The 19,293-nt window shown below is 74.0% G+C and carries 17 protein-coding genes; 8 read left to right on the top strand and 9 right to left on the bottom strand.

Annotated features, from left to right (window positions below):
- Positions 1–123: 123 nt before the first annotated feature.
- The 3 genes from recO to leuA form a co-directional block, all read right to left on the bottom strand.
- The gene (gene recO / locus ACFEMC_RS06910) at positions 124–924 is read right to left on the bottom strand and encodes a DNA repair protein RecO (RefSeq protein ID WP_380174855.1); all 801 of its coding nucleotides are present in this window, start codon (positions 922–924) and stop codon (positions 124–126) included.
- Positions 925–971: 47 nt separating this feature from the next.
- The gene (locus ACFEMC_RS06905) at positions 972–2,534 is read right to left on the bottom strand and encodes a GGDEF domain-containing protein (RefSeq protein ID WP_380174853.1); all 1,563 of its coding nucleotides are present in this window, start codon (positions 2,532–2,534) and stop codon (positions 972–974) included.
- A gap of 117 nt (positions 2,535–2,651) precedes the next feature.
- A complete protein-coding gene (leuA, locus tag ACFEMC_RS06900) occupies positions 2,652–4,379 on the bottom strand; it encodes a 2-isopropylmalate synthase (RefSeq protein WP_380174851.1) in 1,728 nt (575 codons plus the stop codon).
- A 238-nt stretch (positions 4,380–4,617) separates the two neighbouring features.
- On the opposite strand from leuA, the gene ACFEMC_RS06895 reads away from it, so the two are divergent.
- From ACFEMC_RS06895 to ACFEMC_RS06875, 5 genes are all read left to right on the top strand, one after another.
- Positions 4,618–5,907, top strand: a complete 1,290-nt coding sequence (locus ACFEMC_RS06895; RefSeq protein ID WP_380174849.1) for a glucarate dehydratase family protein — start codon at positions 4,618–4,620, stop codon at positions 5,905–5,907.
- A 72-nt stretch (positions 5,908–5,979) separates the two neighbouring features.
- Complete coding sequence (locus ACFEMC_RS06890; protein WP_380174847.1) at positions 5,980–6,930, top strand: alpha/beta fold hydrolase; 951 nt, start codon at positions 5,980–5,982, stop codon at positions 6,928–6,930.
- A gap of 81 nt (positions 6,931–7,011) precedes the next feature.
- On the top strand, positions 7,012–7,935 hold the full coding sequence (locus tag ACFEMC_RS06885) for a 5-dehydro-4-deoxyglucarate dehydratase (RefSeq protein WP_380174845.1): 924 nt from the start codon (positions 7,012–7,014) through the stop codon (positions 7,933–7,935).
- Positions 7,936–8,004: 69 nt separating this feature from the next.
- A complete protein-coding gene (locus ACFEMC_RS06880) occupies positions 8,005–9,306 on the top strand; it encodes an enolase C-terminal domain-like protein (protein WP_380176640.1) in 1,302 nt (433 codons plus the stop codon).
- On the top strand, positions 9,303–10,076 hold the full coding sequence (locus ACFEMC_RS06875) for a trans-aconitate 2-methyltransferase (RefSeq protein ID WP_380174843.1): 774 nt from the start codon (positions 9,303–9,305) through the stop codon (positions 10,074–10,076). Before ACFEMC_RS06880 ends, ACFEMC_RS06875 begins: the two co-directional genes overlap by 4 nt.
- Here ACFEMC_RS06875 and ACFEMC_RS06870 read toward each other — a convergent pair.
- Positions 10,019–10,957: a LysR family transcriptional regulator gene (locus ACFEMC_RS06870; protein WP_380174841.1), complete on the bottom strand. Its 939-nt coding sequence runs from the start codon at positions 10,955–10,957 to the stop codon at positions 10,019–10,021. The genes ACFEMC_RS06875 and ACFEMC_RS06870 overlap by 58 nt on opposite strands.
- A 75-nt stretch (positions 10,958–11,032) precedes the next feature.
- Here ACFEMC_RS06870 and ACFEMC_RS06865 point away from each other — a divergent pair, with 75 nt between their 5' ends.
- The 3 genes from ACFEMC_RS06865 (at position 11,033) to ACFEMC_RS06855 (ending at position 13,912) form a co-directional block, all read left to right on the top strand.
- Positions 11,033–11,929 carry an aldo/keto reductase gene (locus tag ACFEMC_RS06865; protein WP_380174840.1) on the top strand — a complete coding sequence of 299 codons (897 nt, stop codon included), beginning with the start codon at positions 11,033–11,035 and terminating at the stop codon, positions 11,927–11,929.
- Positions 11,926–12,858, top strand: a complete 933-nt coding sequence (locus ACFEMC_RS06860; RefSeq protein WP_380174838.1) for an aldo/keto reductase family oxidoreductase — start codon at positions 11,926–11,928, stop codon at positions 12,856–12,858. The genes ACFEMC_RS06865 and ACFEMC_RS06860 overlap by 4 nt, the downstream gene beginning before the upstream one ends.
- 73 nt (positions 12,859–12,931) lie before the next feature.
- Positions 12,932–13,912, top strand: a complete 981-nt coding sequence (locus ACFEMC_RS06855; protein WP_380174837.1) for an aldo/keto reductase — start codon at positions 12,932–12,934, stop codon at positions 13,910–13,912.
- A gap of 16 nt (positions 13,913–13,928) precedes the next feature.
- Here the strand turns inward: ACFEMC_RS06855 and ACFEMC_RS06850 are convergent, their stop codons facing one another.
- The 5 genes from ACFEMC_RS06850 to ACFEMC_RS06830 all read right to left on the bottom strand — a co-directional run bounded on the left by ACFEMC_RS06850 (position 13,929) and on the right by ACFEMC_RS06830 (position 19,271).
- On the bottom strand, positions 13,929–14,600 hold the full coding sequence (locus ACFEMC_RS06850) for a heme utilization protein (protein ID WP_380174835.1): 672 nt from the start codon (positions 14,598–14,600) through the stop codon (positions 13,929–13,931).
- A 69-nt stretch (positions 14,601–14,669) separates the two neighbouring features.
- A complete protein-coding gene (locus tag ACFEMC_RS06845; RefSeq protein ID WP_380174833.1) occupies positions 14,670–15,695 on the bottom strand; it encodes a LacI family DNA-binding transcriptional regulator in 1,026 nt (341 codons plus the stop codon).
- On the bottom strand, positions 15,692–16,318 hold the full coding sequence (locus ACFEMC_RS06840) for an HAD-IA family hydrolase (RefSeq protein WP_380174831.1): 627 nt from the start codon (positions 16,316–16,318) through the stop codon (positions 15,692–15,694). Before ACFEMC_RS06840 ends, ACFEMC_RS06845 begins: the two co-directional genes overlap by 4 nt.
- 9 nt (positions 16,319–16,327) lie before the next feature.
- The gene (locus ACFEMC_RS06835) at positions 16,328–17,185 is read right to left on the bottom strand and encodes an MBL fold metallo-hydrolase (protein WP_380174829.1); all 858 of its coding nucleotides are present in this window, start codon (positions 17,183–17,185) and stop codon (positions 16,328–16,330) included.
- Positions 17,186–17,225: 40 nt separating this feature from the next.
- On the bottom strand, positions 17,226–19,271 hold the full coding sequence (locus ACFEMC_RS06830; RefSeq protein ID WP_380174827.1) for an alkaline phosphatase family protein: 2,046 nt from the start codon (positions 19,269–19,271) through the stop codon (positions 17,226–17,228).
- Positions 19,272–19,293 lie beyond the last annotated feature (22 nt).

The following is a 19,293-nucleotide window of genomic DNA, read 5'->3' as shown; positions in this document are numbered from 1 at the left end:
AGGTCCCGGTCGATCACGTCACGGTCGGCGGGGACGGTGGCGTCGGTCCGGTGGTCAGGCGCAGCCGAGACCGTGCCCGTCGTCACCGGCCGACCCGTCGCGACGTCGGCGAACGGCCGGAACTCAGCGGACGGGGGTCTCCTCGGGCCGCTCCACGTGCCGCAGCGAGCGGATGCCGCGTTCGAGGTGCCACTGCAGGAAGGCGGCGACGAGCCCGCTGCCCTCACGGCGGCAGCGGTCCTCGGCGTCCTCGGCGACCGCCCACTCCCCGCTGAGCAGCGCCGCGAGCAGGTCCAGGGTCTGCGGGTCCGGTGCGGCCGAACCCGGCGGCCGGCAGGCGCCGCAGACCGCTCCCCCGGCAGCGACGTTGAACGCCGTGTGCGGGCCGGGTTCGCCGCAGCGGGCGCAGTCGGCGAAGCTCGCGGCGTACCCGGCGACGGCGAGCGAGCGCAGCAGGAACGCGTCCAGGACCAGCGGGGCGGCGTGCTCGCGGCGCGACAGCGTCCGCAGCGCGCCGACGAGGAGCAGGTACTGCTGGGTCGCGTTCTCGCGCTCGACCTCGGTGAACCGCTCGGCCGTCTCCACCAGGGCGTGCCCCACCGTGTAGAGGCCGTAGTCGGCGGCCAGGACCTGCCCGTAGGGGGCGAGGACGTCGACCTGGGTGACGGTGTCGAGGGAGCGGCCGCGGTGCAGCTGCACGTCGACGCAGGTGAAGGGTTCCAGCCGCGCCCCGAAGCGGGAGGACGTGCGCCGCACGCCCTTGGCCACGGCGCGCACGCGGCCGTGGTGCCGGGTCAGGAGGGTCACGATCCGGTCGGCCTCGCCGAGCTTGGTGGTGCGCAGGACGACGGCTTCGTCGCGGTAGCTCTTCGCCCCGCCGATGCTGGATCCCCTGCTCCCGCTGGATCCCCTGCCGCCCGCCACGGCCCCACTGTAGGTCGGGGTTCCGACAGCGCCTCGCCGGTGCGACCTCATGACGCGACGAGCCGGTCCCGTCCCGAGCGCTTGGCGTCGAGCACCGCGCGGTCGGCGGCGGCGACGGCCTCGGCCGCCGACGCCGGCCCGGCCACCCCGGCCGAGACGGTGACGCGCAGGCCGAGGGAGATCTCCAGCCAGGGTTCCTTGCGCACGACCTCCAGCAGCCGCTCGGCCGTCTGCTCCGCGCCGCGCCCGCCGGGCACGAGGACCACGAACTCGTCGGCGCCGTAGCGCACGACGATGTCGTCGTCACCCACGTTGCGCTGCACCAGGTCCGCGATGCGGCGCAGGACCGCGTCGCCGGCGTCGTGGCCGTGCTCGTCGTTGACGGCACGGAAGCGGTCGACGTCGAGCAGGACAGCCCCGAAGCGCTGGTCGGGGCGTTCGAGGACCTGCTGCAGGCGGCGGCGGTTGCCCAGGCCGGTCATGGGGTCCACGAGCGAGGCACGGCCGAGGCGTTCGTGCTGCTCGGCCATCTCCCGCTGGCGCATGCGGTCCTGCAGCGCCTCGAACCGGCTCTCGCGGTCCTCCCAGAGCCGCGTGAGCGAGACCTGGGCCAGGAGCTCGAGCGCGTCGGCGGCCTCGCTGCGGCCGTCGTGCAGCACGGCGTTGCGCGCCCGGACGGCGAGCGCCGTGAGCCCCCACACGTCGAGCTGGGTGGCCGAGGAGACGCGCTGGACGGCGGCGAGGAGGTCCGCGGCGGCGGCCCGGTCGCCCGCGTCGGAGGCGACCATCGCCAGGGCGATCCGCGCGATCTGCGTCTCGGCGAGTTCCTCGCGCAGCCGGAACGCGTCCATCGCCGGCCGCAGCCGGGCCTGGGCGAGGTCGGTGTCCCCTGTGCGCTGCAGGACGAACGCCTCGACGGCCTCGGCCCGGGCGAGCATCTCGGGGTAGTCGGCCTCGGCGGCGAGCTGGCGCATCCGGGCCGCCCGCGCCAGCGCCTCGGTGTAGTGCGGCCAGGCCTCCTCGGCGCGGCCGGCGACCTCGAGCATCGACCCCCACGCGACCTGCAGGACCGCGGCCTCCTGCGCCACGTTGAGCCGCACCCGCGCGGGCGGGAACGTGAGCGCCAGCATCTGGACCATGAGCTCGTCGGCGGGCTCGAAGAGCGCGAGGGCGTTGAGCGCCAGGGCGACGGACATCGTCGCCGAGAGGTGGTCGTAGGTGCGGATGGGCTGGGCCGAGACGATGAGCTTGCCCTCGGCGAGGTGGTCCATGGCCAGGGCCGTCATGCCGAGGTCGACGCGGGACTCCGCGAGCAGCGCGAGGGCCTTGGCCCGCCAGACGGGGTCCGCGCCGGTGCCGAGACGGCGCAGCAGGTGCCCGGCCTCCTCGCTGGCCTCCGCCGCGCGGCCGAGCTGGTGCAGGGCGACCCCGCAGATGAACTGCAGGTACCGGGCCGTGCGCTCGTCCCCGGCGGCCTCGCAGAAGGCCAGGGCCTCGCGGCTGGCGGCGATGGCCCGCTCGCCGTAGCCGTCCAGGTAGAGCTTGTGGGCCCACTCGGCGAGGGGGTCGAACGGTCCGAACGGGCTGACGGGTTCGAGCTCGGTGCCCACGCCGCCCCCTCCCGGTGTCGCCGCCGGTGACCGCGCGTCACAGGTGGTGACTGATCTTAACGGTCCGCGCCGCCCGGGGGGAGTCGAACCCCGGACGGCGCGGACGCGTGCAGCGGGTCAGCGCAGGGCGCGGTTGACCGCCGAGACGATCGCCTTGAGCGAGGCCGTCGTGATGTTGTGGTCGACGCCCACGCCCCACAGGACCCGGCCGTCGACGGCGCACTCGACGTAGGCCGCGGCGCGCGCGTCCCCACCGGCCGACAGCGCGTGCTCGGCGTAGTCCAGGACGCGGACGTCGACGCCCTGCTCACCCAGGGCGGCGCAGAACGCGGCGATGGGCCCGTTGCCGGTGCCCTGCACCGTGCTCACGGTGCCGCCGTCCCAGAGGTCGACCTCCAGGGTGTCCGCCCCGTCGACGACGCTCACCGAGCGGGTGCCGCGCAGGGCGAAGCGGCCCCACTCGGGCGTGCCCGTGGGCGAGGGCAGGTACTCGTCGGTGAACACCTCGTAGATCTGCCGCGAGGACACCTCCCCGCCCTGGGCGTCGGTGCGTTCCTGGATGACCCGGGAGAACTCGATCTGCAGGCGGCGCGGCAGGTCCAGCTGGTGCTCGGCCTTCAGCAGGTACGCCACCCCGCCCTTGCCGGACTGGGAGTTCACGCGGATGACGGCCTCGTAGGAGCGGCCGACGTCCTTGGGGTCGATCGGCAGGTACGGCACCGCCCACGGGATCTCGTCCACGGTCTTCCCGGCGGCGGCCGCGTCGCGCTCCATCGCCTCCAGACCCTTCTTGATGGCGTCCTGGTGGGAGCCGGAGAAGGCCGTGAAGACGAGGTCGCCACCATAGGGGACGCGTTCACCGACGGGCAGCTGGTTGCAGTGCTCGACCGTGCGGCGGACGTGGTCGATGTCGGAGAAGTCGATCTGCGGGTCGATGCCCTGGCTGAACAGGTTCATGCCCAGCGTGACGAGGTCGACGTTCCCGGTCCGCTCGCCGTTGCCGAACAGGCAGCCCTCGATGCGGTCGGCGCCGGCCAGGTACCCGAGCTCGGCCGCGGCCACGCCCGTCCCGCGGTCGTTGTGCGGGTGCAGCGACAGGATGACGTTCTCGCGGTGGTGCAGGTGGCGCGACATCCACTCGATCGAGTCGGCGTAGACGTTGGGCGTGGCCATCTCGACGGTGGCGGGCAGGTTGACGATGACCTTGCGGTCCGGCGTCGGCTCGAAGACCTCGACGACCGCGTTGCAGATGCGCGCGGCGAACTCCAGCTCGGTGCCGGTGTAGGACTCCGGGGAGTACTCGTAGTAGACGGTCGTCTCGGGGATGGTCTCCTCGAACTTCCGGCACAGGCGGGCGCCCTGCAGGGCCAGGTCGACGATGCCGTCCTCGTCGGAGCCGAAGACGACGCGCCGCTGCAGCACCGAGGTGGAGTTGTAGAGGTGGACGATCGCCTGCTTCGCGCCGCGCAGCGACTCATAGGTGCGCTCGATGAGGTGCTCGCGCGCCTGCGTCAGCACCTGGATGCGGACGTCGTCGGGGATGAGGTCGTTCTCGACCAGCGTCCGCACGAAGTCGAAGTCGGTCTGCGAGGCGGACGGGAACCCGACCTCGATGTCCTTGTAGCCCATGGCGACGAGGAGCTGGAACATGCGCAGCTTGCGCTCGGAGTTCATGGGGTCGATGAGCGCCTGGTTCCCGTCGCGCAGGTCCACGGCGCACCAGCGGGGGGCCTGTGTGATGCGCTTGGTCGGCCAGGTGCGGTCCGGCAGGTCGACGGTGATCTGCTCGTGGAACGGCTGGTACTTGTGGAACGGCATGGGGCTCGGCGTCTGGGTGTTCTGCACGTCGTCATCTCCTCATTGCGGGCGGTGTGGCGGCCGGCGCGCACGACGAGGTCCCGCGACGGGGAGACCGGCCTAGCTGGCCCCGCCGCGGCGACGAAGGAGGAGGTTCCCCAGACGAGCCACGCGCTCACCGTACTCCAGGGCCGAGGAGCGGGACACCCCGCGGCCGGTTGTCCGCGGATGTGGACGCGTGCCACAGTGCTGCACACCCACCCGTCGTCGTCGCCGGAGGACGGCCATGCCCAGCTCCCCCACCCGCCCCACGAGCCCGGTCCTGGACGTGACCATCACCCCCGTCGCCTTCCACGACCCCGCCCTGCTCAACAACGTCGGCGTCCACGAGCCGTTCGCGTTGCGCAGCGTCGTGGAGGTCCGCACGGGCGACGGCGTCGTAGGCCTCGGCGAGAGCTACGGCGACGCGGCCCACCTGGAGCGGCTGCACCGCGCGGTCCCGCACCTCATCGGGACCGACGTCTTCGACCTGCACGCCGTGGCCCGTGCCGTCGCCGCCTCCCTCGGCGGGATGCCGGCCCGCGCGGGCGACCTGCTCGGACAGGTGGTCCAGGACGCCGCCGACCGCGTCCTGAGCCCCTTCGAGGTCGCCTGCCTCGACGCGCAGGGCAAGCTCACCGGCCGCCCCGTGAGCGACCTGCTCGGTGGGGCCGTCCGCGACGAGGTCGCCTACAGCGCCTACGCGTTCTACAAGTGGGGCGCCCATCCCGGGCGGGACGAGGACGGCTGGGGTCCGGCGCTGGACCCGGCCGAGATCGTGGCCCAGGTGCGGCGGATGGTCGACGAGCACGGTTTCACGGCCGTCAAGCTCAAGGGCGGGGTGTTCCCGCCCCAGGAGGAGGTCGAGGCGGTCCGCGCGCTGCGCGCGGAGTTCCCCGACCTCCCGCTGCGCCTGGACCCGAACGGGGCGTGGACACCGGACACGTCCGTCCGCGTCGCCGAGGAGCTCGACGGCGTGCTGGAGTACCTGGAGGACCCCACGCCGGGCATCCCGGGAATGGCGGAGGTGTCTCGCCGGCTCGAGGGCCGCATGCCGCTGGCCACCAACATGTGCGTCGTCGCGTTCGAGGACCTCCCGCCCGCGGTCGCGCAGGACGCCGTCCAGGTCGTCCTGTCCGACCACCACTACTGGGGTGGGCTGCGCCGGACGCAGGACCTCGGCCGGATCTGCGAGGTGTTCGGCCTGGGCCTGTCGATGCACTCCAACTCCCACCTCGGCATCAGCCTGGCCGCGATGACCCACCTCGCGGCCGCGACACCGAACCTCGACTACGCGTGCGACACGCACTGGCCGTGGAAGCCCGCCGACGAGGACGTCGTGGTCCCCGGGGTCCTGGAGTTCTCCGGTGGCGCCGTCCGCGTCCCCACGGGGCCCGGACTGGGCGTGGACCTGGACCGGGACGCGCTCGCCCGGCTGCACGAGCAGTACGAGCGGTGCGGCCTGCGGTCCCGCGACGACACGGCGTACATGCGGACGGTGGATCCCGGGTTCGCACCGCACCGGGGTTCCTGGTGAGCACCCGCGTGTAGGTTCGGCGCCGAGCCCGAGGTCACCGAGGACCCGGCGCGCCCAGGAGAGGCGGACCGCATGGCCCTGCACGAGATCGAGTTCGGTTCGGCCAACGGCCGCGACACCGTCCAGGGCTGGCTGTACCGGCCGCCGGGGGCGGTCCGCGGCGTCGTGCAGGTCGTCCACGGCCTCGGGGAGCACTCGCGCCGGTACCTGCACCTGACCTCCACCCTGCTCGACGCCGGGTTCGCCGTCGTCGCCGACGACCATGCCGGTCACGGCCGCACCGCGGTCCTGCAGGGCACCTGGGCCGACGCCGGTCCGGACGCCGCCCGCGTGGTCGTCGAGGACGAGCTGACGTTGCAGCGGCACGCCCGTGACCTCCTCTCGGACCCTGCGGACCTGCCGTACGTCGTCTTCGGGCACAGCTGGGGTTCGCTCATCGCGCGGGGCATGGCGGTCGACCCGGCGGCGCGGCTGCGCGGCCTGGCCCTGGGCGGCGTCGTCGCCCAGATGCGGGGTTTCGAGTCCGGCATCGACCGGCCCGCGCTGCGGGCGCTGGCCGACGGCGAGCAGGCGGCGGAACCGGCGCCGCCGGAACTCGTGGGCCAGTTCTTCGCGGGGTTCCTCGAGCGGTTCGGCGAGGGCGCCGGGCCGACGGCGTGGGTGGCCCTGGACGAGGACGTCGTGGCCGACCACGGCCGCGACCCGCTCAACAACTTCGGGGCTCCGCTGAGCAGCCGGTTCCTCCAGGGGTTCGCCGACCTCTACGACCGCGTCAGCGGGGACGACTGGTACGCGGCGGTGCCGGCGGACCTCCCCGTGCTGATCGTCGCCGGGGACCAGGACCCCGTCGCGAACTACGGCGAGGGCGCGTACCACGTGGCGAACCGCTTGCACCGCAGCGGGCACCCCGACGTCCGGACCCGGGTGTTCCCGGGCGTCCGGCACGAGGTGCACAACGAGCCCCCGACACGCGCGGAGTTCGAGCGTGAACTCGTGGAGTTCGTCACGCGGGTGTGCCACTGACCACCTGTCCACATGCTTGGACACTGTCCACCGACGGAGAGCTCCGGTAGTCTGGGTGCTCCGCCGACCCCTGGAGCACCCGTGTCCCGTCCCAGCGCCGTCTCCCCCGACGACCTGCGCCGCACCCTCGGCGCGGGTCTGCTGTCCTTCCCGGTGACGCACACGCACGCCGACCTGTCCTTGGACGAGGACGGCTACCGCGAGCACGTCGCCCACCTGTCGGGGTTCGGCGCGAGCGGGTTGTTCGCCGCGGGCGGGACCGGGGAGTTCCCCGCCCTCACCCAGGCCGAGGTGTCCACCGTCGTCCGCGCCACGGTCGAGGCGAACGCCGGGCGCAGCCCCGTCGTCGGGCCCGTCGGGTACGGGACGTCGACGGCCGTGGCGATGGCCCGCGAGGTCGAGGCGGCCGGGGCCGACGGCGTGTTCGTGCTGCCGCCCTACCTCAACGAACTGACGCAGGAGGGCCTGTACCGGCACGTCGCCGCCGTCTGCCGGGCGACACGGCTCGGGGTCGTCGTCTACCACCGGGCGAACGCCCGGTTCACCGCTGCCACCGTCGACCGGCTCGTCGCGGAGTTCGACAACTTCGTCGGGTTCAAGGACGGGATCTGCGACATCGACCTGCTCGCCACGCTCAACGCCCGGCACGGCGAGCGCTTGCTGCTCGTCGGGGGCCTGCCGACCGCGGAGACGTACGCCCTGCCCTACCTCGACCTCGGGGCCACGACGTACTCCAGCGCCATCTTCAACTTCGCGCCGCGCTGGGCCCGGGAGTTCTACGACCGGGTCCGCGCCGGGGACCGCGCCGCGGTGCAGGCTCGCCTGGCCGAGTTCGTCCTGCCCTACCTGCAGATCCGCGACCGCAGCGCGGGGTACGCCGTCTCGATCGTCAAGGCCGGGATGACGGCCGCGGGCCGCAGCGCCGGGGCGGTCCGGCCACCGCTCACCGACCTCACCGAGGCCGAACTCACCGAGCTGACCCCCCTCGTGCAGAAGGTGCTCTGAGCGGTGACCGCCAGCGTGGCCCCCCGCGTCGCCGACCTGCGCGTCGTCCCGGTGGCCGGCCACGACTCGATGCTGCTCAACCTCTCCGGGGCGCACGCGCCGTTCTTCACCCGCAACGTCGTCGTGCTCACCGACACGCAGGGCCGCACCGGCGTCGGCGAAGTGCCCGGCGGGGAGGCCATCCGCGCGACGCTCGCAGCGTCCGCGGACCTGCTGCGCGGCAGGCTCGTCGCCGACCACCGCAACCTCCTGCGCGAGGTCGGGCAGGAGTTCGCCGGGCGGGACGTCGCCGGCCGGGGACTGCAGACGTTCGACCTGCGCACCACCGTCCACGTCGTCACCGCCCTGGAGTCGGCGCTGCTCGACCTGCACGGGAAGTTCCTCGGCCTCCCGGTGGCCGACCTGCTCGGCGAGGGCCGGCAGCGCGACCGGGTCCGGGCCCTGGGGTACCTGTTCTTCGTCGGTGACCGGCAGGCCGCGGACCTGCCCTACCGCAGCGCGCCCCACCCCCGGGACGACTGGGAACGGCTCCGGGACGAACCCGCCCTGGACGCCGGCGCCGTCGTCGCGCTCGCCGAGGCCGCCCACGCCCGGTACGGGTTCGCGGACTTCAAGCTCAAGGGCGGGGTTCTGCCCGGGGAGCAGGAGGCCGAGGTCGTCACCGCCCTGGCCCGCCGGTTCCCGGACGCGCGGATCACCCTGGACCCCAACGGCGCGTGGTCGTTGGCCGAGGCCGTCACCCTGGGCCGGCGGCTGCGCGGCGTCCTCGCGTACGCGGAGGACCCGTGCGGCGCCGAGGGCGGCTTCTCCGGTCGCGAGACGATGGCCGAGTTCCGGCGCGCTACGGGACTGCCGACCGCGACGAACATGGTCGCCACCGACTGGCGCCAGCTCGCCCACGCGGTGCAGGCGCACGCCGTCGACATCCCCCTGGCCGACCCGCACTTCTGGACGATGGCCGGATCGGTGCGCGTCGCGCAGCTGTGCGAGGCGTGGGGGCTGACGTGGGGGTCGCACTCCAACAACCACTTCGACGTCTCCCTGGCGATGATGACGCACGTCGCCGCGGCCGCCCCGGGGGACGTCACCGCGATCGACACCCACTGGATCTGGCAGGACGGCCAGCGCCTCACCCGCGAACCCCTGCGGATCCGCGACGGGTTCCTCGACGTCCCGACCACGCCCGGCCTCGGCGTCGCCCTCGACGAGGAGCGCCTCGCGCAGGCCCACGAGCTGTACCGGACCCACGGCCTGGGCGCCCGGGACGACGCGGCGGCCATGCAGTTCCTCGTGCCGGGGTGGACGTTCGACCCGAAGCGCCCGGCGCTCGACCGGACGTTCCCAGGCTCGCCTCGTAGGGTGCGGCCGTGACGTCGCCCACCTGGGACCCGGCGCAGTACGCCCGGTTCTCCTCCCCCCGGTCCCGCCCCTTCCACGACCTGCTGGCCCACGTCGGGGCGACCGCGCCGCGCACCGTCGTCGACGTCGGCTGCGGTCCGGGCAACCTCACCGTCGAGCTCGCCCGGCGGTGGCCGGACGCCCGGGTCCACGGGGTGGACTCCTCCCCCGAGATGGTCGCGGCCGCCCCCGCAGGGGCCGGCGTGGAGTTCTCCGTCGCGGCTGCCGAGGAGTTCGACGCGACCGGCGTCGACGTCGTGGTGTCGAACGCCGTCCTGCAGTGGGTGCCGACGCACCGGGACCTGCTCCGCCGCTGGGCGTCCCAGCTCTCCCCCGGCGCCTGGTTGGCGTTCCAGGTGCCGGCGAACTTCGGCGCACCGTCGCACGTCCTCATGCGGGAACTGGCTGCCTCCCCGCCGTGGCGGCAACGCCTCGCCGGTGTCCTGCGCGGGACCGAGTCGGTCGCCGCACCCGGTGAGTACCTCGACCTGCTCGCGGGTGCGGGACTGGTCGCCGGCGTGTGGCAGACCGAGTACGTGCACGTGCTGCAGGGTGCGGACCCCGTGCTGGAGTGGGTGCGCGGTACGGGGTTGCGCCCCGTGCTGCAGGCGCTGGACGGGGCGAGCGCGGCGGAGTTCGAGCGCGAGTACGCCGCGCTGCTGCGGGAGGCCTACCCGGCGCGCGACTACGGCACGCCGTTCCCGTTCCGGCGCACGTTCGCCGTCTCGACGCTGCCCGGCTGACCCGGCTGACCCGGCGGGTCCAGTTCCAGCAGTTCCAGCAGGTGCGGGGCGGGGGAACTCCCGGCCGACGTGACGACCGAGACGACCCACTCCGGGGCGTCGGCCGGCATCGCGAGCACGGCCAGCCCGGCCGCCTCGGGTTTGGCGGCCACGTGCCGCGGGACGACGGCGGTCCCGAGGCCCCGGTTCACGAGGTCGAGCAGGGCGTGCACGTCGCCCACCGAGAACCGGACGCGGCGGTGCACCCCGCGGGCGGCGCAGGCCGCATCGGTCAGCGGCCGCACACCCCACGAGGGCACGAAGTCGATGAACGGCGAGGCGGGCAGGTCCGACCAGTCGACGGTGGCGCGACCGGCCAGCGGGTGGTCCGGCCGCACGAGCAGGACGAGGGGTTCGCGGCCGAGCTCCGTCGCCGCGAGCGAACCGAGGTGCTCGGTGGTGGCGACGAAGGCGAGGTCGAGCTCACCGTCGCGCACGCGGCCGACGAGGTCGTGCGAGCCCGCCTGCTCGAAGTGCACCTCGACCTGCGGGAACCGGCGGTGGAACCGCTCCAGCAGCGTCGAGACGTCGACGACGCCGAGGCACTGCTCGGCCCCCACCCGCAGCGTGCCGGACAGCCGCCGGGTGGCCTGGACGACGGCGTCGCGGGCGGCCGTGGCCTGCGCGAGCATGCTCCGCGCGAACGGCAGCAGGGCCAGGCCCGCGTCCGTGGGCTGCACCAGGCGCGGGGTGCGGTCGAACAGCGCGGTGCCCAGCTCGTCCTCCAGGGTGCGGATCGCCGCGGAGAGCCCAGACTGCGAGACACCGCTGAGGGCCGCGGCGCGGGTGAACTGCCGCTCGTCGGCCAGCGCCACGACGTACTGCATCTGCCGGAGGTCCATGGCAGAAATGCTACTCATGGATCCGATGACTCCCAGTTGTTGGACTTCTGACAGCGCGGTTCCTAGGCTCGCCGCGTGAAGCAGCGCAGCCTCGGGCGCCCGGGCGCCCCCACCACCCGACAGGTTTCCGCCATCGGCCTCGGCGCCATGCCGCTGAGCATCGAGGGGCGGCCCGACACCGACCGCGCCATCGCCACCGTGCACGCCGCCCTCGACGCGGGCGTCACCCTCATCGACACGGCCGACGCCTACCACCGCGACGCGGACGAGGTCGGCCACAACGAGGAGCTCATCGCCCGCGCCCTGCGCGAGTACGGCTCCTCCACCGACGACGTCGTCGTCGCCACCAAGGGCGGCCACCTGCGCCCCGGTGACGGCTCGTGGACGAAGAACGGCGATCCCGCCTACCTCAAGGACGCCGCGCGCGCCTCGGCCCGCCGCCTCGGCGTGGAGGCCATCGGCCTCTACCAGTTCCACCGCCCCGACCCGGACGTCCCGTACGCCGACTCCGTCGGTGCGCTGGCCGAACTCCTCGACGAGGGCGTCATCGTGCGCGCCGGCATCTCCAACGCCGACGTCGACCAGATCGAGGAGGCGGACCGCATCCTCGGGGGTCGGCTCGTCTCGGTGCAGAACCAGTTCTCCCCCGCCTTCCGCAGCAGCCTGGGCGAACTCGAGCACTGCGCCGCGAAGGGCATCTCGTTCCTGCCGTGGTCGCCGCTGGGTGGGATCTCCAACGCCGCCGAGCTGGGCAGCCGGCACGCGGTGTTCGCCGAGGTCGCGCAGGCCCACGGGGTGAGCCCGCAGCAGGTGACCCTCGCGTGGGAACTCGCGCTCGCCGACGTCGTGCTGCCCATCCCGGGGTCCTCCCGTCCGGCCAGCATCACCGACTCCCTCGCCGCCGCGGACCTGGAACTGTCCGCCGACGAGATCGCCCGCCTGTCCGCCGCCACCTCCGGAGACGCCGCGTGAAGACCTTCGCCCTCGGCACGTCCGACCTGCAGGTGCCCAACGTCGTCCTCGGGCTCATGCGCATCGCGGAGATGTCCGACGAGGACATCCGCACCCTCGTGGCCACGGGCCGCGAGGTGGGCATCACGATGCTCGACCACGCCGACGTCTACGGCGGGTCCAAGCACAAGTGCGAGGAGCGGTTCGCCCAGGCCGTGCAGCTCAGCTCCTCCGAGCGCGAGCAGACGGTCATCCAGACGAAGGCCGGGATCGTCCCGGACGGTCCGTACTTCGACTTCTCCTACGAGCACATCGTCGCCTCCGTCGCCGGTTCCCTGCAGGCCCTGGGCACCGACTACATCGACGTCCTGCTCCTGCACCGGCCCGACGCGCTCGTGGAACCCGAGGAGGTCGCGAAGGCCTTCGACGAGCTGCACGCCGCCGGCAAGGTCCGGCACTTCGGGGTCTCGAACCAGACCCCGGGCCAGCTGGACCTGCTGCGCAAGCACGTCCGGCAGCCGCTCGTGGCCAACCAGCTCCAGCTGTCGATCACCCACGCCCCGCTCATCGCGCAGGGTGTGGCGTCGAACATGCAGGGACTCGACCAGTCGATCTCCCGCGACTACGGGACGCTCGACTACTGCCGCCTGAACGACATCACCGTCCAGGCGTGGTCGCCGTTCCAGGCCGGGTTCTTCGACGGGGTGTTCCTCGACGACGACCGGTACCCCGAGCTGAACGTCGTGCTCGACCGCCTCGCGGGCCAGTACGACGTCCCGAAGCTGGCGATCGCCACGGCGTGGATCACGCGGCACCCGGCGAACATCCAGGTCGTGCTCGGCACGACGAACCCCGACCGGGTGCGGGCCGCGGCCCAGGGGTCCGACCTGCCCCTGACCCGCGCGGAGTGGTACGAGCTGTTCCGCGCCGCCGGCTACACGGTCCCCTGACCCACCCCGCACCACCCGGCCCGCCGCCCCCGCCGCGGGGCGGCGGGCCCACCCACCACCGCGAGGAGATCCCGTGCACCACACCCACCTGGGCTCGACCGGTCTGACCGTCAGCCGGATCGTCCTCGGCTGCATGAGCTTCGGCGACGGCAACGAACAGCAGACGTGGACCCTGGACGCCGAGGCGGCCGAGCCGGTCTTCCGTGAAGCCGTCGACCTGGGCATCACGTTCTGGGACACCGCCAACGTGTACGGCCGCGGCAGTTCCGAGCGCGTCACCGGTGAGGCGATCAGGAAGTACACCCGCCGCGAGGACGTCGTCCTGGCGACGAAGGTGTTCGGCGAGATGGGACCCGGCCCCGGGCAGTCCGGTCTCTCGCGGCGCGCGATCCTGGAGCAGGTGGACGCGTCGCTGGAGCGGCTGGGGACCGACTGGATCGACCTCTACCAGATCCACCGCTTCGACCCCACCACCCCGGTCGAGGAGACGATGGAGGCCCTGCACGACGTCGTGAAGGCGGGCAAGGTCCGCTACCTCGGCGCCTCCAGCATGTGGGCCTGGCAGTTCGCGAAGCTGCAGAGCGCGGCCGACCTCGGCGGGTGGGCGCGCTTCGTGTCGATGCAGAACCAGTACAGCCTCGGCCAGCGCGAGGAGGAGCGGGAGATGTTCCCGCTCCTCGCGGACCAGGGCGTCGGCTCGATCCCGTGGGGACCGTTGCAGGCGGGGAAGATGGCCCGCCCCTGGAACGAGCAGAGCACGGCCCGCGCCGGGGACGAACCGACGGCAGACCCCAAGGGCAACCCCGTCCGCCTCGACAGCGACAAGGGCATCGTCGACGCGGTCGAGCGGATCGCGGGCGAGCGGGGCGTCCCGATGGCGCAGGTCGCCCTGGCGTGGGTGCTGCGCAACCCCGTCGTCGACGCCCCCATCGTCGGGGCGACGAAGACGCACCACCTGCGCGACGCCGTCGCGGCCCTGGACGTCGAACTGACCGACGAGGAGGTCGCGGCGCTGGAGGAGCACTACGTGCCGCGGCAGCCGACGTTCTTCTGACCCCCCCGACCCGCCCTCACCCCAGGCGCCACGTGCGCAGGTGCTCCCACTGCAGGGTGCGCCACCACCGGCCCGTCCAGTCCTCGCTGGTCGTCCGGTAGAGCGTGACCGTGTCGCCGCGGAACTCCCGGCTGAACGACACCGGCAGTTCCCCCACGTACGCCCCGACCTCCGCTGCGAGGTCGGGGCGTTCGTACAGGTCGTGCGAGACGAGCGAGAGGTGGGCGTTGAAGGACGCGGGGTCGAAGACGTTCTCCTTGGGGTTCGCCATCGGAACCCGCAGCGGCGCGACCGCCGCGTCGACGGCGCTCGCCAGGTCCAGCAGGTCGGCGTTCACGGACCCGTCCTGACGGTGGTGGACGTCGTAGACGTACCCGATCCCCAGCGGCCGCACCCCGGCGTTGTGGACCGCGAACCCCGGCCGGTCCCGCAGCGCCTCGTCGAGCGCTCTCTCCAGCGCGGCCTCGTCCCGCCCGACGTGCTGGCTGCCGACGAGCGTGGCGTGCGGCGGGAAGGCGCCCGCCGAGACGAACCCGTACTGCGCCCGCACCTGCGCCGTGACGGTCGTGACCGCCAGGCACGTCGCCGGGTCGGGGCGCAGGTACACGCCGTAGCGGAACGGGTCCCCCGCCTCGCGGGGTCGTTCGGGACCGAGTGGGCTCTGGCGCTGGGGAACGTTCCCTGTCATGAGACCGACCTTGTCACGTCCCGCGTGGTCAAGGGAACGTTCCCGAGATGAACGTCGGGTGAAGCGGCGTCAGGGCCGGCCGGCCGTCCTGCCCACGAGGAGCGAGCCGTCGACGGCGCGGTGCCGGGTCACCACCTCGGCGCCGGCGGCGCGCGCGTCGATGGCCGTGGTGAGCTCGTCGACCGCGAGCGCCCCCACGACGTCGAGCGGCTGGCGCCAGGAGGTCAGCCCGAGCAGGGAGCCGGCCACGTCGCCGATGCCGTCGTACCCCGTGACGGACAGGTCCTCCGGCGCAGTCAACCCCCGCTCCTGCAGCGCTTCGAGCGCGGCGACGGCGTAGCGGTCGCTGGCGGTCATGAGGCAGGTGGCGCGCTCGGCCAGGGCCGACTCGACGACCTCGCCCACGCCGACGAGACGGGCGTCGCGGTGGTCCTCGGCGCGCAGCTGCGTCACGTGCACACCGAGCTCGCGCAGCCGGGCGGCCATGGCGTGGCTGCGCGGGGACAACGTCAGCGAGGTGGTCGGCTCCAGCGTGAGGACGACGACCCGCCGGTGACCGAGGGCGTGGACGTGCTCGGCGAGCGCCCGGCCACCCCCGTGTTCGTCGCAGTAGACGCTCGACAGCGCCGGACTGCGTTCGGGCCGGCCCGCCACCACGGTCGGCACCCGGGCGGCCAGCGGCAGGACGTCCTCGACGGGCAGGGCGCCGCTGCACACGAGCAGGCCCTCGACCCGCAGCGAGACGAGGGTCTCCAGCGCCCGCCGCTCCTCGCTCACAGGGAAGGACCCGGAGCCCGTGGCCGTCACGATCCGGTAGCCGACCGCGGACGCCCTCTCCTGCAGGGCCGTCAGCAGGTGGCCGTAGAAGGGCGTCGCCGCGTCGCGGACGAAGGCCCCGAGCGTGTGGGTGCGGCGGGCCACCATGCCCTGCGCCATGGCGTTGGCGACGTAGCCGAGTTCGGTGGCGGCGGCCTGGACCCGTTCGCGGGTGGCGGTCGCGACCCCGGGGGCCCCGGTGAGGACGCGGGAGACCACCGACTTCGAGACCCCCGCGCGGGCGGCGACGTCGAGGATGGTCGGGACGGCAGCGCTCACCCCCGTTCCACCTCCGCGCGCAGCGCCTCCCAGGCGTCGTCGGCACCGGTCCACAGGTGGGCGCGCCAGCCCCGCTCCCGGGCCGCCTCGACGTTGACCGGGCGGTCGTCGAGGAACACGACGTCCGTCCCCGGGACGCCGAAGGCCGCCTCGACGGCGGCGTAGGCGGCGGGTTCGGGTTTGGCGGCCCGCAGGTCGCAGCTGAAGACGAGGTGCTCCAGCGGGCGGCTCCACACGGCCGCGCGCACGACGCCGGCCAGGGACTGCGGGGCGTTGGACAGGATCCCGGTGCGGGTGCCGCTGGCGCAGACGGCGGCCAGGAGCTCGGCCGAGGCCGCCGTCGGGGCCCCCCAGCGGGCCGCGTCGACGGCGTCGACCGCCTCGATCCGCGCCTCGACGTCGGAGGCCGTCAGCCCGAGGTCGGTCAGGACCGCGGTCCAGTACGTGCGCGCGTCGTCGCCGCGGTCGTACCCGTCGCGGTGGCGCCAGTAGGCCGGGCCGAGGACGTCCGCAGCGACGCCCAGCGCCGCCGCGACCTCGGGGACCCCGCCCTCCTGCGCGGACAGGACCCCGCCCACGTCGAAGACGACGACACCGGGCAGCTGCGGCAGGGAACGTTCCACAGCGGCACCCTACGGCAGGCGCTCCCCGGCGTCGTCGAGGCGCAGACGACCCCCGATCCCGACGTCCAGGGCACCCGGGACGCCCAGGCGGCGGGTGTGGGCGACGAAGGCGGGACCGGGCGCGGTGAAGCGGTCCCCCATGGTCCGGCCCAGGGCGATCGGGTGCAGGGTCCCCCAGTGCACGGGCAGGCTGTGCGCCGGCCGCGTCCGGGCGACCAGCTCGGCCGCCTGCCGCGGGTCGAGGTGGTGGGGGCCCAGGGTGTGTCCCCATCCCCCCACGGGCACGAGCGCGAGGTCGGGCGCGCGCCCACCCGCACCGAGGACCTCGTCGGACCCCTCGAACTCGCCGGTGTCGCCGATCGCCCACAGCAGCAGGTCGTCCGGCTCGCGGGCGGGGAACGCCCCGGGCACCCGGACGAGGTGCTCGACGGCGACGGCGTCGAGCGGGGCGCGGCTGACCCCGCTGCCCGTGCGGTGACCGGCGTGGTGGGCCGGGAGCGCGGTGACGGCGACCGGCTGGTCGCGCACGCGCAGCTCCCGGGTCTGCCCGACCCCGACCTCGACGACCTGGGTGGCGGACCGGCGCAGGCGCCAGCGCACCCAGTCCGAGGACCCGGGCGGGGTGACGAGGACGGCCGGCCGCAGTCGCCGCAGCGACGGCAGGTCGAGGTGGTCGTGGTGCAGGTGGGAGACGAGCGCGAGGTCGCACCCCGCCGACGCCGCCGGTGCCGGCGTGCGGGGACGGCGACGGAGGTGGGCCAGGCCCGGGCGCAGGACCGGGTCGGTGACCACCCGCAGCGGGCCCCGCGGGGTCCGCACGTCGACCGTCACCGTCGAGTGCCCCAGCCACGTCACGTCGACAGCCATCGACGCCTCCTCCCCTAGTGGTTCGTCACGGCACGGTTCGTCACGGCCGGAGCCCGACCTGCTGCATCCAGCGCACGAGCTGGTCGTGCACGGTGGCGGCGCCCACGAGCGGCGCCTCGCCCGGGACCGTGCGGTCGCGCAGGTCCTCGTCGACCTTCCAGTCCGACGGGTGCACGAGGACGGCCTCGGTCTGCCAGCCGCCGAGGCCCCCGTGCGAGCCGACCTGCTCCTCGAACGCGTGGACCTCACCGGTCACCGCGTCGACGCTGGAGTGCACGAACAACGCTGGCGCCGTCCGGAAGCGCATGACCCGCAACAGGTCCACGGCCGCCCGGGGGCCCAGGACCGCGAGCGGGTCGGTGCCGGTGACCTCGCCGGAGACCAGGTGCCGCTCCCCCGCCGGACCGCGCACGACCACCTCCGCGCCCCGGTGGCCGGCGACGAAGCCGATGCCGGACGTCGCGAGCAGCCCTGGGAGCAGCGCCGGCCAGCGCTCCTGGAGCACGTCGAGGTCGAGGCGACCGGACGGGGCCTCGGGCACCGAGAGCAGGGCGGTGCAGCCCGAGGTCGCGACGACGACCGCGTCGTGGACGGGCGCAGGTTCGGCCTCGTGCCGGGCGCTGACGCGTTCGGAGCGCGCGGAGGTCCCGAACTCGCGGACGAGGACGTCGACGCGGCCGCGCATCTCCTCCCCGGCCGCGGTGGTCACGACGGGGTGGGTGTCCCCCGGCGCGCCCTCGTGCCCCGGTCCGGGCGCGTCGAGCAGTTCGGTGACGAGGTCCTGCAGCCGCCGCCCGCTGACCTGGGCGAACGTCGGGCCCTGCGCCTGCCCGTGGTCGGAGACGACGACGACCCGGTACTCGCGCGGCGCGACGTCGGCGACGTCGGCGAGGGTCTGCAGGACGCGGTCGATGCCGGCGAGGGCGTCCAGGGACTCCGCACGCGCGACCCCGGCGTGGTGGGCGACCTCGTCGTAGTCGAGGAAGTCGACGAAGACGACGGGGCGGCCGTCCACGAGCGCCTGGGCGACGAGGGAGACGTTGAGGTCGCGCAGCAGGGCGTTCGTCAGCGCGCGCAGCAGGACGTACCAGCCGCGGCGCGGGATGCGCGGTTCGATGCGGCGCACCCGCTGCTGCCACCCCTGGTAGAGCTCCTTGACGATCTCGCCGAGAGTGAGGATCAGGCTGCGCAGCAGCAGGAACGGGCGGGCGACGTAGCGCAGGTAGGGCCGCCCGGACCCCCCGGCGCGCGAGGTCGAGACGACGAGGTGGGCGTGCGCGGCCTCCCCGGAGAAGAGGTTGCCGATGCTGGCCCCGTCCCCGGCCAGCAGGCCCGTGCGGCCGGCCGCGTGCGCCGCCTCCCGCACCCGGCGCTCAATGACGGCGGCGTCGGCGGGGCGGTTGGCGACCAGGACGCGGCGCAGCTCGGGGTCCCACCAGCGGAACGCCGGGATCTCCTCGGTGCTGCCGTGCAGGAGGCCGGCCTGGCTCGCGGGGGTCGTCGACGGCAGCTGCGCGCGCCACCCCTCGGCCAGGTGGCTGCCCTGCCGCAGCCAGCGCGCGATCGTCGTGAGCGTCCCGGAGTGCAGCCCGAACTGCAGCAACGGCATCGACAGGCCGTCGACCTGCACCACGAGCAACCCGGGTGGGCGCCCGTCCCCCGGGCGGCGGGTGCGGTGCCGCAGCAGACCACGGACCACCCAGCGGCTGTCGTTGGACCCCACGAGCCAGCGGACCACCACGCCCACGAGCCCGGTCCAGAAGTAGACCTGCCAGAGGGCGTTGAAGGAGTTCAGGTCCAGGCCGGGGACCGCCGTCAGGGCGGTGTGCAGCAGGAGCAGTTGCACCGCGACGCCGAGGACGACGGTGACGAGCGGCCCCAGGACGGTGACCAGCGGGCCGAGCAGCGGGCGCACGAGCAGGTCGCCGACCGCGAGGACGGCCGCCGAGGCCAGCAACCAGAACGGTGAGGAGACCTGCACGCCCGCCACCAGGTGCACGCTGATCCACAGCGCGAACGCCGTGGGCAGCAGCGACAGCAGCAGGTCCCGCGTGTCGCGCGCGGTGAAGGCGAACCAGGAGCGCACGGGCTGCTCGCGTCGGGCGGGT

It is taken from the genome of Kineococcus sp. DHX-1, from assembly GCF_042473625.1.
In the GTDB taxonomy this organism is placed as follows: Bacteria; Actinomycetota; Actinomycetes; order Actinomycetales; family Kineococcaceae; genus Kineococcus.
This window is presented reverse-complemented; position numbering and strand designations above follow the sequence as displayed.